The 12,920-nt window shown below is 66.4% G+C and carries 18 protein-coding genes; 16 read left to right on the top strand and 2 right to left on the bottom strand.

Features of this window, described 5'->3' with window-relative positions; all coding sequences use genetic code 11:
• Positions 1–674 (bottom strand): helix-turn-helix domain-containing protein (locus NM2_RS45980; RefSeq protein WP_084532383.1); only part of this gene is annotated, 674 nt, incomplete at its 3' end.
• A 292-nt stretch (positions 675–966) separates the two neighbouring features.
• Between NM2_RS45980 and NM2_RS45975 the strand changes: the two genes are divergently transcribed.
• The 12 genes from NM2_RS45975 to NM2_RS53275 all read left to right on the top strand — a co-directional run bounded on the left by NM2_RS45975 (position 967) and on the right by NM2_RS53275 (position 6,525).
• Entirely contained in the window at positions 967–1,302 is a 336-nt protein-coding gene (locus tag NM2_RS45975) for a hypothetical protein (RefSeq protein WP_157122033.1), read from the top strand.
• A gap of 19 nt (positions 1,303–1,321) precedes the next feature.
• Complete coding sequence (locus NM2_RS45970) at positions 1,322–1,603, top strand: hypothetical protein (protein WP_067683833.1); 282 nt, start codon at positions 1,322–1,324, stop codon at positions 1,601–1,603.
• Between the two features lie 173 nt (positions 1,604–1,776).
• Complete coding sequence (locus tag NM2_RS45965; protein ID WP_157122031.1) at positions 1,777–2,067, top strand: hypothetical protein; 291 nt, start codon at positions 1,777–1,779, stop codon at positions 2,065–2,067.
• A gap of 17 nt (positions 2,068–2,084) precedes the next feature.
• Positions 2,085–2,246 (top strand): hypothetical protein, encoded by a 162-nt coding sequence (locus tag NM2_RS50000; RefSeq protein ID WP_157122028.1) that lies wholly within the window; start codon positions 2,085–2,087, stop codon positions 2,244–2,246.
• A 6-nt stretch (positions 2,247–2,252) separates the two neighbouring features.
• Positions 2,253–2,546 carry a hypothetical protein gene (locus NM2_RS45960; RefSeq protein WP_067683827.1) on the top strand — a complete coding sequence of 98 codons (294 nt, stop codon included), beginning with the start codon at positions 2,253–2,255 and terminating at the stop codon, positions 2,544–2,546.
• A 160-nt stretch (positions 2,547–2,706) separates the two neighbouring features.
• Positions 2,707–3,057, top strand: coding sequence for a hypothetical protein (locus NM2_RS45955; RefSeq protein WP_157122025.1), 351 nt, complete (start codon positions 2,707–2,709; stop codon positions 3,055–3,057).
• A complete protein-coding gene (locus tag NM2_RS45950) occupies positions 3,054–3,425 on the top strand; it encodes a cold-shock protein (RefSeq protein WP_067683823.1) in 372 nt (123 codons plus the stop codon). The genes NM2_RS45955 and NM2_RS45950 overlap by 4 nt, the downstream gene beginning before the upstream one ends.
• A complete protein-coding gene (locus tag NM2_RS45945) occupies positions 3,422–4,288 on the top strand; it encodes a hypothetical protein (RefSeq protein WP_067683820.1) in 867 nt (288 codons plus the stop codon). The genes NM2_RS45950 and NM2_RS45945 overlap by 4 nt, the downstream gene beginning before the upstream one ends.
• Positions 4,289–4,422: 134 nt before the next feature.
• Positions 4,423–4,965: an AAA family ATPase gene (locus tag NM2_RS45940; RefSeq protein WP_157122022.1), complete on the top strand. Its 543-nt coding sequence runs from the start codon at positions 4,423–4,425 to the stop codon at positions 4,963–4,965.
• Between the two features lie 167 nt (positions 4,966–5,132).
• Complete coding sequence (locus NM2_RS45935; RefSeq protein ID WP_067683813.1) at positions 5,133–5,399, top strand: Lsr2 dimerization domain-containing protein; 267 nt, start codon at positions 5,133–5,135, stop codon at positions 5,397–5,399.
• Positions 5,396–5,722, top strand: coding sequence for a helix-turn-helix domain-containing protein (locus NM2_RS51150; RefSeq protein WP_067683810.1), 327 nt, complete (start codon positions 5,396–5,398; stop codon positions 5,720–5,722). Before NM2_RS45935 ends, NM2_RS51150 begins: the two co-directional genes overlap by 4 nt.
• A gap of 392 nt (positions 5,723–6,114) precedes the next feature.
• On the top strand, positions 6,115–6,525 hold the full coding sequence (locus NM2_RS53275) for a WhiB family transcriptional regulator (protein WP_369690374.1): 411 nt from the start codon (positions 6,115–6,117) through the stop codon (positions 6,523–6,525).
• Between the two features lie 135 nt (positions 6,526–6,660).
• On the opposite strand, the gene NM2_RS45920 is transcribed toward NM2_RS53275, so the two are convergent.
• The gene (locus NM2_RS45920; RefSeq protein ID WP_084532373.1) at positions 6,661–7,476 is read right to left on the bottom strand and encodes a helix-turn-helix domain-containing protein; all 816 of its coding nucleotides are present in this window, start codon (positions 7,474–7,476) and stop codon (positions 6,661–6,663) included.
• A gap of 303 nt (positions 7,477–7,779) precedes the next feature.
• Between NM2_RS45920 and NM2_RS49990 the strand changes: the two genes are divergently transcribed.
• The 4 genes from NM2_RS49990 (at position 7,780) to NM2_RS45905 (ending at position 12,678) form a co-directional block, all read left to right on the top strand.
• Complete coding sequence (locus NM2_RS49990) at positions 7,780–8,004, top strand: hypothetical protein (RefSeq protein ID WP_157122017.1); 225 nt, start codon at positions 7,780–7,782, stop codon at positions 8,002–8,004.
• Positions 8,005–8,191: 187 nt separating this feature from the next.
• Positions 8,192–10,264: a cutinase family protein gene (locus tag NM2_RS45915; RefSeq protein WP_245718575.1), complete on the top strand. Its 2,073-nt coding sequence runs from the start codon at positions 8,192–8,194 to the stop codon at positions 10,262–10,264.
• Positions 10,261–11,424, top strand: a complete 1,164-nt coding sequence (locus tag NM2_RS45910; RefSeq protein WP_067683800.1) for a lipase family protein — start codon at positions 10,261–10,263, stop codon at positions 11,422–11,424. Before NM2_RS45915 ends, NM2_RS45910 begins: the two co-directional genes overlap by 4 nt.
• A 111-nt stretch (positions 11,425–11,535) precedes the next feature.
• Positions 11,536–12,678 carry a lipase family protein gene (locus NM2_RS45905; protein ID WP_067683797.1) on the top strand — a complete coding sequence of 381 codons (1,143 nt, stop codon included), beginning with the start codon at positions 11,536–11,538 and terminating at the stop codon, positions 12,676–12,678.
• Positions 12,679–12,920: the final 242 nt, after the last annotated feature.

Here is a 12,920-nt window from a genome sequence, read left to right as displayed (position 1 = left end):
TGAAACGTCGCCCCGCCGAGCACGTTGCCTTCGGGGGAGTCGAACGGGATGACTCGTAGGTCGATCGTGTCGGCGTGCTGTTCGATTGCGTCGATCAGATGGTTGAGCTGCTCACGTAGCACAGCCGGTCCTCCGGTCTGTTGAACCAGTGCAGTTTGCCCGATTACCGCCGTGAGGTGGAGGGGATGGTCGCCGTTTAGCCTTTGCTGACGGCGCAATCGGACGGCGACGCGCTGGTCCACCTCGGCGGCTCGGACATTTGCCATCGAGGACGCAATCAGCGCGCGAGCGTAGGACTTGCATTGCAAAAGCCCTGGTATGACGACACTTTCGAAGGTTCGGATGCTGACCGCGCCGTGCTCCAGCCCGTACAGGCGCATGAGCTCCGTACCCATCAGGCCGGAGTATTGGGCCCACCAGCCGCGTTCCTTCGCGGCCAGACGGAGGTCGAGTAGTTCCTGGGTCTCGGCTTGGTCGAACTCCAGCAGCGGCAGTAGCTGTTTCAGTTTGGCTTCTGAGAGGAGGTTCCGCTCACCTTCGATGTGGGCCCAGTAGCCGCTGGAGATATGGAGCCGCTTCGCGATGGTGGCGGGAGTGACGCCCAGGTCCTTGCGTCGTTCCCGCAGGCGAAGCATCAACTCCCAGCGCGCGACCACGGGTGAAAGCGGTGCCATGCGACGAGTCCCTTCTCTAGGTTGTGCGCATACTACCAGCACGCCAAACAGCTTATATTCGACAGATCATTGACATCTAGTTTTTAGAAATCTATGGTCACTATGTCTGATGTACTGCCTACCACCAGCAAGAATGATGCTCACGAGGGCAATCAGGCATGATGCCAAGAGGGGTGCGGCCCTGGCGGCAACTGGCACATCTATCCCATCGACCGAAGGCGTCGGAACGATGAACGAACAGGCAGTGCAACCAGATGCAGCGACAGGGGCAGATCGGCCCAAGGCGGTCGGTGTGGTGCGTCCTGAGGTGTCGGGATTGGATGCGCCGCGGCATGCGGACGAGGTGCGGCGTCATGCGATCAAGTTGGGGTACGAGCTTGTCTATATGGTCAGGCCGCCGCAGGATCACGCTGGCCCGGTCGGGTACGCGCTGGGGATCGCGGCTGGGCTGGGTGCGGATGTGGTTGTGGTCTATGACCTGGCCGCGGTGGATCATTCGCCCGCGCGGGTGTGCGAGCTGTTCGATCTCGAGACTGTCGTGCCGCCCGAGACGTGGGTGCGGGTGCACGAGAGTTGTTCGGGCGCTGAGGATGTGCGGCCGATGATGTGTGCTGTCGAGACCGTGTAGCGCGGTGGAGGCGACAGTCATGGACGAGGTGCATCACACCGAGGCCGATGGGCTCGAGGCGACGTGGCGGCCCACGCACTTGGATGACAAGAAGATCGAAATCGTGCAGGTGCACAACATCTCTGGCGGGGTGGGGCCGGATGTGATGTTCGCGCCGGGTACTGATCTGGTGGCCGCGCGGGAGCGTTTTCCGGCGCTGGGTCCGTTGTGGGACAAGGTGCGGGCCGAATTCTGGGCGTGGTTGTCACCGGCTCCACACATCTCGGTGAGTATCCGTGGGACGGGACGGCGGTGGGATTGACAAGGGGAGACCGTGTGCCATGGCCGATCGGGACCGCGGGCCGCTCGTGCGTGGCCTACAAGGGTCCATGCTCGAGCGGGGGATGCGATCCGCGCAGCGTGTTGAGGCCGGAAGTGTCTCCAGGCCAACAGCATTCACGCCGGATGACCTAGCGGATCGGCGGGATGGATCGGGTGTCGGATCCTGTCGGTGATCGCGCGGAGTTCTCGCGCAGTCTGATCCGGACTGTTCGGGCGTTGGGGTTGATCGGGAAGCCGATCTCGGCCCGCAGTCTTGCGGGCAGTTTCAGTCTCGGATCCACTGTTGCCGCGCTCCGCTGGCTGCTGGACGGCGGCTACGCGGAGTCCGGGACGTCGCACACCGCTGGGCCTCGTCGTGAGCCGGTGTACTGGCTCACCGACGACGGTGTGCATCTGTATCGAAACCTGTTGTGCCGCAGTCATATCGGCTGCGGACGTACGTGAAGACATGGAGTGAGAGAGTGAGCTATACCGATCGGCAGCTTCGAAATATTGTGATCTTCGCGGTGGTGGCGCTCTGCCTGGCTGTGCTGGTCAGTGGCGTGGCGGTGGTTGCGGTGGCGTGCATGCATCACGCGCGCCACGGTGCGTCGGTGTCCGTGCCGGGTGTCAGGGCTGGGTGATGTGGTGTGGATGCGTATTTGTTCGGACGAATCGCTGGTGAGGTGCGCAGTTTCACCTTGCCCGAGGACCGTGAGGCCCTGGATGTGTGGGCGGCGCACTGCCGCGCCAGAGTACGGGATCCAGCGGAGTTCGACAACCTGCACCGGTTCGTCAACGACCATCTGGACACCGCAGCGCAGGCGTTGTTGGAGGGCACGTTCCCCTCGATCACGTGGACGGATGGCGATGTGCCGCTGTCGGTTTCGTATCTGCTGATCTCGGGTGAGGCGAGAGAGGATTGTTATGGGTCTGGTCGATGAACAAGGCGAGGGGGAGCTCACGCCTATCCAGCTCTACCGTGAACGGATGCGGGGGTGGGAGACGCTATCTGTCGAGGATGCGTGCGCTTTGGTGCGTGCACCGATTCCGGCGGCGTTTCCTCGCGATGGGCACGTGATCAGGAGAGCCTGGATTGAATACTTGGGGCTGATCGGTGATCCGCAGGCGCAGCAGCGCATGGACGATCTGGCTCGGCTCGGGTTCCACCGGTATTGGGCGCACTACGCGCCCGTGGCGTGGGGGCCGTGGCGAGAGCCGACCACGTCGTTGGCGCAGTATCTGAACGCGTTGAAGTTCTGCGATGAGCACTTCCGAGTGGGCGCGGCGACGGAGTTGCGTAATCACGGTGCCCCGGCCCCGGTCCCGGCGGATGGCGAACAGATCTGCCGCGCCTGGCATCGGCTGCGCACCCTGATCGCGGACCCCCAGGAATCGGGGCTGCGTGAGTGGCTCGAAACATTCGCTGCGACGGAGGAGGGTGTGTCTCGATGAGCTCGATGAACACCGGGGTGGTGAAGTTCTATGACCGGCAACGCGGATTCGGTTTCATCACTCCCAGCGCAGGTGGGGCTGACATCTTTGTGCACTTCACGGGCTTGTGTGACCGGGGCGCGTATCCGCCCGATGCTGGCGATGCGGTCACGTACAAGATCGGCTCGGGTCGTCGCGGCCGCAAGGCGATACAGGTTCGCACGGTGGCGGTGGCCGCTGGGGCGGTGGCACCGGTGTCTGGGGGCCGGGCGGTGACCGAGTCTGTCGCTGGCTCGTGTCCGTGCGCCGGTGAGCCCGTGGTGGGTGAGTCCACGGTGCCTGCGGACTCGGTCGCTCCCGGTGCCCTGCGCCAGGGGCGCAGTCGATGAGTAGGTATGTCGCGTTGCCGTCGCTGGAGGTGTTGTTGCGCGCGTTCGCTGACGGTGCGCTGCCTGCTCGGGTCGGGTGTGCGGAGGTCGTGGAGCTCGCGCTGGAGCTGGTGGATGTGCACTGTCGTGTGCGGGCAGCGCAGAATGTCCTGCTCGCCTACATGGAGGCTCCGCACGACCGCGGCGAGCAGTGGGCCGGGCTGATGCGGCGGTGGATCACCGGGTTGGAGGAGATCGCGTGCCGGGTGGCGCTGATCGACGAGGCGGTGCGCCAGCGCTCCACACCGGTTCCCGACAGTCTCACCCGGCCCGCGCATATAGCGACGGAGACTGTGGGGCAGGTGATTTCGCGGATGGCGTCGCTGTGGGTCGCGGTCGCCGATGACGAAGGCGCGGACCACGAGCCGCTCGCTGAGGCGCACGCTCTGGCGCAGTTGGGTGACGGGTACGCCAGTCTGATCGATGGCTTGGCCCACGGCACCGTTCAGCTACCACGAGTTTCCCAATGGGAGCTCCCATCTCCGCGTGCGACGAACCCCGTCGCGGTGGTGCGCTCCCCGCGTGCCGCTCTCGATGCCGCGATCGCCGAGCTCGCCGAAAGCGGTGCGTGCATGGTAGAGCGGCGTAGCGCGAGCAGTGCGGTGGTGACCATCGCCGGGCGGCAGCCGTGGCATGGTCTGCATGCGGCGGTGACGGTGTCGACGTGGGGGTGGTGGCTACCGGTATGGCTGGCGCGTATCCACGCCAGCCGCCCCCGTCGATGGTGGCTACGAGTCGATGAGACCGGGCAGGTCCATCGCACTCCCACCGACCAAAGCGGCAGATCCACCATCGCAACGGAAAACACGCCCAGGCGGTTGTAACCCGCAGGTGGATCGACGACCCCGCCGGGCACTGCCATCGATGCGCGTGAGCGCCGGTAGGTCGGCGCGACGCGTTGTCAGCGTATCCGGTTCGAATTTTCAGGAGGAAAAGCGTTTTGTCCGAGTGTGTCTGGTTGAACGGTGGTTTCGGCAGCGGCAAGTCAAGTATCGCCATGGAATATGTTGCAGCGCAGCGGAACTGGCGTTTGTATGATCCGAGTCATGTGGGGATTATGCTCGAGGGGCAATTCCCTGACCTGCTGTTGGATGATTTCCAGGACCGTCCGTTGTGGCGGCGGCTCGTGCCGATAGTGGCCAGCGAGCTCGCTGGTGATACCGGTCAGGATCTGCTGATCGTGGAGACCGTATTGCGGCAGGATTATTGGCGTGAGATCGCCGACGGCATTCGCGCGCAGGGGCATTCGCTTCATCACGTGCTGATCGATGTCGACGCCGACGCGTTGGAGCGGCGCATCGCCGACGACCAGGATATGGCCGATTTTGCGGTGTGGCGGATGCAGCAGATCCCTGACTACTTCGCGGCCCGTACGCAATGGCTGATCGATGCCGCTGATTTGCGTATCGACACCACCTCGGTGTCCCCGGCTCAGGCCGCTGAGCGCCTGGCCGAGGCCATCGCGCACTGGACCACCCCGACTCCCGGAGAAATATCATGACCGCTCACACCGCCGGACCCGATGCTCGCGACGAGCGCGCACTGTTCACCGTGCGCGACAACACATCCCGATCCGCGACAGCAGCAACGGCACCGGCTCCGGCATCGACTATCAGTTCCTCGACTGTGGGGCTTTGACAAGAAATTCATGGGGAAGAAGGCATTGTTGTGGAATTGACGAGGATCAGTCTGGTCGATGATCTGGATGGTGTCTCTGTGGCTGCGGAGACGGTGACGTTCGAGCTGGACAAGGTGAAGTATGAAATTGATTTGACGGCCCGGCATGCTCGCGGGCTGCGTGAATTCATGGGTGTCTGGGTGCGGCACGCGCGCCGGATCCAGCCCCACCCGTCGAGTTCGCTCAGCAAACCCCGCACGCCCAAGGGGCGTATTTATCCCATCGGTCCCCGCCACCCGGGCCCCGGCGTGGGATGACCCGATCAGCACGCTCGCGCGCCCGAGGTGCCTCGGCGCGCAACGACAAGGAATTGGACAACGGTGCAGTGCAGCAGATTCCGGTAGCGTTCACTACCGCGGATCTGGTGCGGTTGGGGCACTGTGTGATCGTTCGCCGGTGTGAGCTGGGCATGCTCACTCGCGGGGCGCTCGCCGAGAAGTCCGGTGTCAGTTCCCGGGTATTGGGTGATTTGGAGCGTGGGTATCGCAAGGTCACCGACACGATCCTGGTCAGGGTGGAGCAGGCATTGGCCTGGGTGCCGGGGACCGCGCAGGCGGTGTGGCGGGTGACGAGCCGGTGACCGCCGATGACGAATTGGTGCCGACCGAAGTCTTGGATGCGGTGGTTGAGCTGTATCGGAGCGCATCGCAGGTGGTGCTGGCGGCGGCGCGGCTGGGCAGGCTGCCCGCAGACGCTCGCTCGGTCGACCAGGATGGCCCTGCGGAGTGTCGTTGCTATCGCGCCGGGCGACCGGCCCGGCTCCGATGCTGCCCAGGATGTCATGGCAAGCGAAACACTAACCACCGCAGAGTGTTTCGATCTGGCCATTGGTTCCGTGCTGGCCGACGGTGAGCGAAAAGAAGGGGGCCGACCGACAGACCGGAAGAACATCGAGCAGGCGACCCGACCCGTCCCTGTCCGCGCAGCGGTGCGCCGCACGGGGCGCTGTGGGCATCACCCCCGGCTGGTGCGGTGCGTGTACCGGGACGCGGTGGCGGACTTGAGCCGGATAGCGCTGCCGCAGGACACCTCTTGCGCACTCATCCGCGAGATCGCCTCGGACTACCAATCGTGAACCCGCATGGCCAGGTGAGCCAGCGTGAATGGTGCACCCGGGCGGCGTGCCGCCGGTATCCGCCGGAGATGTGGTGGCCCGAGCAATGCGGACGGGTGCGTGCCCGGGTGGTTGCTCCGGTGATCGAGATCTGCTGGACCGAGTGTCCGGTCCGGCCACGCTGCGCCCAGCAAGCACTCGACGACGGTGCGCGCCACGGCATCTGGGTGGTGTGGATCTATCCGGGTGAACCATCGTGCGAGCCACTTCACAGCTCCCGCCAGCAGAACGCGACAGCTCCGCTGGCGGGGCAGAGAGACCGGGGTTAGCCTCTGGCGGCATCCGGGGGCCCGGTCTGTTCTGGAATGGTGTCCCCAGGGTGCACGGACCCGCAGACCCGTACGCGCTGGGGATGCCCGCTGGATCGGTCGCGACATGTGGTTGAGACGATGGTGGTGGGGCGGTTACGGCGGAGCGGGTTGCGGGGGTGGCCAGGCGACGACGCCTCGGATGGCGGGGATGTCGGCAAGTTCGGTGATTTGCAGGTCGAGAGCGTATGGCTGTCGGGTGATGGGGTTGCGTAGTTGGAGGGGTTCATGGAGCAGGCAGCGGCCGTAGGTGACGTGGATGTCTTGCCAGTGGTGGTTGAAGACCGCGTTGCGTGATAGCTGCTGGTACATGCTGATCACTTGTGGGCTGGTGCGGTAGCGGCCGAGTCCGCCGCGCAGCATGCCGACGAGCCATCGGGCGTCGCGGCGGGGGTGCAGTAGCAGCGGCTCGGCTGGGGAGGGTTCGGGGGCGGGTGGTAGTGCCCATAACGCGAAGTTGCCGTCGGTGTTGGCTCCGGCGTCGGGCATGGTCCGGTAGAAGGTTTTGTTGGCGCACAGGATGTTCCAGGCCACGTCGATGTAGGCGATGGCGATGCCGGCCGAGTCGAGCAGGGCCAGGAATTCGAGCCGGTCGGGTGTGCAGATCTGTTTGCGGAGCTGATCGGCTGGCGGCAGGGGCACCGGTGGCCGCCACAGGTCCCAGGTCAGCCTGGTTTGAGCGGCGTCCAGGTCGTATCCGGTGATGAATTTCTCGAGGTACTGCTGGCTGGGGAGCCACCCGTGTTCGATGTTCTTCAGATAATCCGGGCTGATGCCGGTGGCATGCTCGGCTTGGCGTCGGGTGAGCTTGTGGCGTGCCCGGACAGCCCGCGCCCACCTGGCCAGGCTGATCACCGAGTCGTCCCGCTCGTGACGATTGACTGGGGTACCTGACCCTCCCGAAGTACTCATAATGGTCAAACCCCCTCCTACATTTATGACTTTTGGGTCTACCGCTCAGGGCCTCCAGGACATTATCCTGAAGGGTTCACCTCCCCCGAGATGCCTTCATTGCTATCAGATCTAGATCATCAAAGCAACGAAAAGGCGCAGCGTTTCATTGAAAGTTTCAGTAGCTGATTGATAGCTCTTGCAGGAGGAGGGCTACCAGCATGTGATGCAGGCCACTTCGGGTCATCTTTGAGAAAAAATTTGCGGTGGTGATGCTGTCACCAATTTCCGTATGCCGTGCAGGTTGGCGAGTATTCTGTTGTGGTGATTTTTTCACTGGTGAGAAATTCACCCGTCGAAGGGGGTAGCGCGACAGCGGGTTTCGTGGGTTTGATGAGGGCGGTTCATCAAATCGACGGAAGGAAAATTGTTGTGGATTTCGGAACTGTCTTATGGCTGGTCGATATCGGATCGGCTATCGCGGTCAATGTGGCCACGCTCGTAGGCGATGTCATTTCGTGGGCTGCTCCCTACCTGCCGCGCCCGTAATTCCCCTCTTCTAGCTGGCGGCTCCTGGCCGTGGATTCCGCAGCCAGGAGCGCCGGTCCGGCGCGTTGCTCATGCGTCATCGTGAATCACTTCCACCTTTTCCCTGAAAGGTCTATTTGGCATGCCCGAAACAAGAATTCATTCGACACATTCGCCAACGTTGATCTCCCTTCCGGAAGGGTCAGTCGTGCGGAATTCTGCGCGTGTTCCGGTGAAGCAGGCGCGAGCCTGGTGGGTTCGTGTGATGGTCGCGGGTGCGGTGCCGGTGGTCATTGTTCTGGCGTCCACCGATGTCGCCTCCGGGATGGGTGCAGGGCCGATTGCTGGTCAGCCCGGAGTGACCACCGGCATGCAACCGGGCACTCACACCCCCGCCCCGCCTCCCGCTCCGGCGGCATATCCCGAGCAACCGGCTTCCGTGCGCAACGGGGCCGTCCCGCGACCGGAGCCCTCGTCCGCTCCGGTCCCGGCGGTGATGGTGGCGGATCTGCATCCGCCGCGCCCGGTGCCTCCGGTTGCGCCGATCGCCCCACCACCGGACACCATCCGGATCGGGCAGTTCGAGGTGCCGTCGCCGCCTTGGCTTCCGGGGCAGGTCCGCGATGCGATCAACAACACCGCTGCCGGTGCCGAGGCGCAGGTGTCCACCGCTCTGGACTCGATCGGGGTCCCGGCGGGTCGTTCGGACCGGGTCGCCGGAGCCACCGCTGCGGGTGCCGGGATCGGGGGCGCGATCGGCGGCGCGATCACCGCAGCCCCGGCCGCAGCGGTCGGCGCGGTAGTCGGCGGTCTGGTTGGTGGCACGGTCGGCGGGATCGCCGGGGCGGCCGTGGGCACTCTGGTCGCGGTCCCGGTGATCGGGACGGTCACCAGCGGTGTGGCCGGTACCGCGATTGGCGCGGCGGCCGGGGCAGCGGCCGGGGCGTTGATCGCCGGAGCGCCCGCTGCTATCGCTGGGGGCGGTTGTGGGTGGGGTCGTTGGTGCGGGATTCGGTGGCGCGGTGGGAGTGGACCAGCGGTGAGGGTCTCTGGGTTTCGTCAGGTGACGGCGGCGCTGTTGGTGTGCCTCGGCGTGAGTATCGCGTGTGTGCCGGGATCGGCTGGGGCGGCGCAGGTTCCGATCGGCCCGGGATGCCCGCGCCTGTTCGTTCTCGGGGTTCAGGGCACGGGGCAGTCGTCCCCGACTGCGAGCGCGACTGCTGATACCAGTGTGCTGGGCGCGTTGTTGGGTCCGGTGGTCGCGGCGGCTCCGGGGTTGGTGCAGCGCGCGTATGTGGCGTTCCCGGCGGGGTTCGGTGGCATCGTGCCGGGTGGGTCGGGCGACTCGTACACGGTTTCGGTCCGCGCGGCGATCGCGAGCCTGCGCAGCGACATGGTCCAGGTGGGGTCCACCTGTCACGGCACCGAGCTGGCGCTGGTCGGGTATTCCGCTGGTGCGGAGGCGGTTGCGCAGGTCTCCAGGGACATTGGGGCGGGGCGTGGCCCGGTCCCGGCATCGAGGGTGGCCGCGGTGGTGCTGCTGGCGAATCCCGAGCGGCGGGCGAACTCGCCGCTGTTCCCTGGTGGCCGTCCCGGTCAGAGCGTGCCGGATCCGGCTCCCGGCACGAGCGGGGCGGCGGTCTCGCGGGTGCGGATCACCGCCCCGGGCCCGTCCGGAGGCGGTATCGCCGACGATGGTGCGCAGTACGGCGACCTGGCCCGCAGGGTCGCCGATATCTGCGCCGACGGGGACGTGGCCTGCGCGGGGCCCGAGCGAGCCGCGGTGTTGCGCTTCGGCGCCGAGCTCGCCGCACAGGCCCGCCTGTCCGACCCCCTGACCGCTATATCCAGCCTGCAACAACTGCTCTCGCAGACATTGGGCAATGCCTGGACTACCGTGCTGGACAACGACGTTCGCGTGAGTCCTGACACTGTCGACTACGCGCCTCGCGCTCCGCTCGCGCAACGGTTGATCGATGCCGGTGACCCGCGCGTCCCGAGCCTCACCCCCGCTCAAGCGCACCTCGCGGCTGATCGTTGGGCGCAGATCGCCGCCACCCTCACCGCGCACCCGGCCGAGTTGCCGAAACTCGCAGGGCAGCTGGCCGGTGCATTGGGCCAGCTGCTCGCGGACGACGCGGACCTGCTCAACCCGGCTGTGTGGGTCCACTTCGCGACGACGGTCGCCCGCCATGACAGCTACGCCGCCAGCGGCCAGATCCCCGCCCTCATCGCCTGGATGGTGGCCCTGGCCCACGACCTCACCGAGGGGCACCGATGACTGCCACGCAAACCACCGAAACACCGACCGACACAACAACATCCGATATCGACTTCTACACCCCGCCTGCCTTGGGTGAACACCACCAGCCCGGGGAGATTCTGCGGCTGCGCCCGGCCCCGACACCCGGCCTGCCCGGCGCGGGCTCTGCCTGGCAGGTGTTGTACGTGTCGCGGAACACGTGCAGCGTCTCGCCGGTCCCGGTGTCCGGGATCGTGATCACTCCCGCCGGACCTGTCGACGAGTTGGCTCCGATTCTGTTGTACTACCCGGCTTTTCACGGTTTGGGTGGAGATTGTGCGCCGTCGCAGCGGCTCGCCGCGGGCGATGAACCCGACACCGCCCAGATCAGCGCCGCCCTGGCTCGTGGCTGGCGTGTCGCGGTCGTGGACGGGGAAGGGCTCGGGGTGCGCGGGCAGGGCCCGCATACCTTCCTGGCCGGTCGCGCGGCCGGGCAGGTGATGCTCGACCTGGGCCGCGCCGCAGCCCGGATCCCCGCGATGCACGCCGCGCACGCACCGGTCGTGGCGTGGGGATACGCCGACGGAGCCCGCGCGGCGATGTGGGCGGGCGAGCTGCAGCCCCGCTACGCACCGGAGCTGAATCTGCGGGGACTGGCCGCGGGCGCGGTGATCACCGACCCGAAGCAGTTCCTGCGGAAGGCGGATCAGGGCTCGTGGCCCGCGCTCGGGCTGGCGGGCCTGGTCGGCCTGTCCCACGCGTACGGGCACATCCCGCTGCGTCACGTGTTCAACCTCGAAGTCCGCAACGCCCTGCTGCCCGCGATCGAGGAAGCGAGCGTGGACATGCTGTGCGCGCGATACCAGCATCGCCTCGTCACCTGGTGCGACCGGACCGTCTGGAAAGACCCGATGTGGCAGCACGTGTTCGAGCACGAACACACCGACGCGGATCTCGTTCCGGCGGTGCCGGTGCACCTGTACCACGGCATCACCGACGCGATTGTGCCGATCGCTTTCGGCCGCAAGCTTTTTCGCCGGTACCGCGCCGGGGGTGTGCGAGTGAGCTGGCGTCAGTACGAGGCCGATCACTCCCGCACCCGTACCCAGGCCATCGAGGACGTCCTGGACCGGCTCATCAACACCCTCACCACCGGTCCGAGCGGCTCGCCCGCCACGACCCGGACCGCTCGCCCCTAAAACAGCCCGAAATGCCCTGTCCTGCCCGGTACCCCCTCCGCCGGGCAGGACAGGTGCCACCCCGTTCTGCACGACTCCACCGGACCCCGACCCTTGTCAGAGAGGCACCCCGTGACCGACTTCTACGATCCGCCACCGATCGAGCCTGATCGTCTGCCCGGCGACCTGCTACGCATGCGCCCCAGTTTCCTCCCACAGCTGCCGACAGTGGGGGGAGCCTGGCAGATCCTCTACGTGAGTACGAATTCGCGCGGGGGACTCATCCCGGCCTCGGGCATCGTGATCCTGCCCGACACCGACAGCACCCAACTCCCCGGCGCGGGCGGGCTGCTCGTGTATTACCCGCCGTTTCACGGCCTCGGCGGGGCCTGCGCGCCCTCCCAGCGGCTACCCCTGGGAGACACACCGGACACCGCGCCGATCGCAGCGGCCCTGGACCAGGGCTGGTTCGTCGCAGTCGTCGACGGTGAGGGCCTCGGTGTCAGCGGGGTCGGGCCGCATACGTTTCTGGCTTCGCACGCGGGCGGGCGGGTGGTGCTGGATCTGGCCCGCGCCGCCCAGCGCATCCCCGACCTGGACAGCCTCGACGGCGACCTGCCGGTCATGCCGGTCACCGCGTGGGGATACGGCGACGGCGGCCGCGCCGTCGCGGTGGCCGGGGAGTTGCACCAGCGGTACGCCCCGGAGCTGGACCTGCGCGGGGTGTGCGCGGGCGCGGTCGCCTCGGACCTGGCCGCCCTGGGCCCGGCGACCGAGGACGGCATCCACGCCGCCCTCGGCATGGCCGCGCTGATCGGCTTGTCTCGCGCTTACCCTCACGTGCCCTTGCGGCGTGTCTTGACCGACGAAGGTCAAAACTTCGCGAATGAGGCCGAAAACTGCATCAGTACAGAGCTTTTCGAGCGCGTCCGGTTGCCGCTGGCGCACTGGTGCCGCCGCGAGGACCCGTGGGCTGACCCGGTCTGGCGGCAGGTGCTGTCGTACGAGACTGTCGCTCACACCGCGCCCCTGGTGCCGTTGCACCTGTACCACGGGCACACCGACCGGATCGTGCCTGTGCAGGCGGGGCTGCGTACGTTGATCGCCTACCGGCAGCGCGGAGCGCAGCTGACTTGGTGCGAGTACGACGCCGGGCACGCCGAGACCGCCGTCCTGGCGATCAGCGATGTCCTGGCCCGACTGGCGGGAACCCTCACTCGCGCAATACATCCCGACCCCGTGATCGACGCCCCGGAACACACCGCGCGCCCGTGACCCCTTCGGGGGACGCTTGTCCGTGCCTCGCCTCACCTCGCCCTGGCGCGGGCGCGGGCAGGCTCCCCGAAGAACACCCTCGAGGGAGTGAAGCAGGTTGCCTGACAACACATTCGACGACGGTGAGGAGCGGGACCGGCTGATCATCCCACCGGCAACTCACCACCCCACCGGCACCGGCCGTGTGCCCGAACCGGTCCCGGAAACTCCCTGGCTCGTCACCGCGCCCCCGCCCGAACCGG

The organism is Nocardia miyunensis NBRC 108239 (assembly GCF_001613065.1).
Lineage (GTDB): Bacteria > Actinomycetota > Actinomycetes > Mycobacteriales > Mycobacteriaceae > Nocardia > Nocardia miyunensis.
This window is presented reverse-complemented; position numbering and strand designations above follow the sequence as displayed.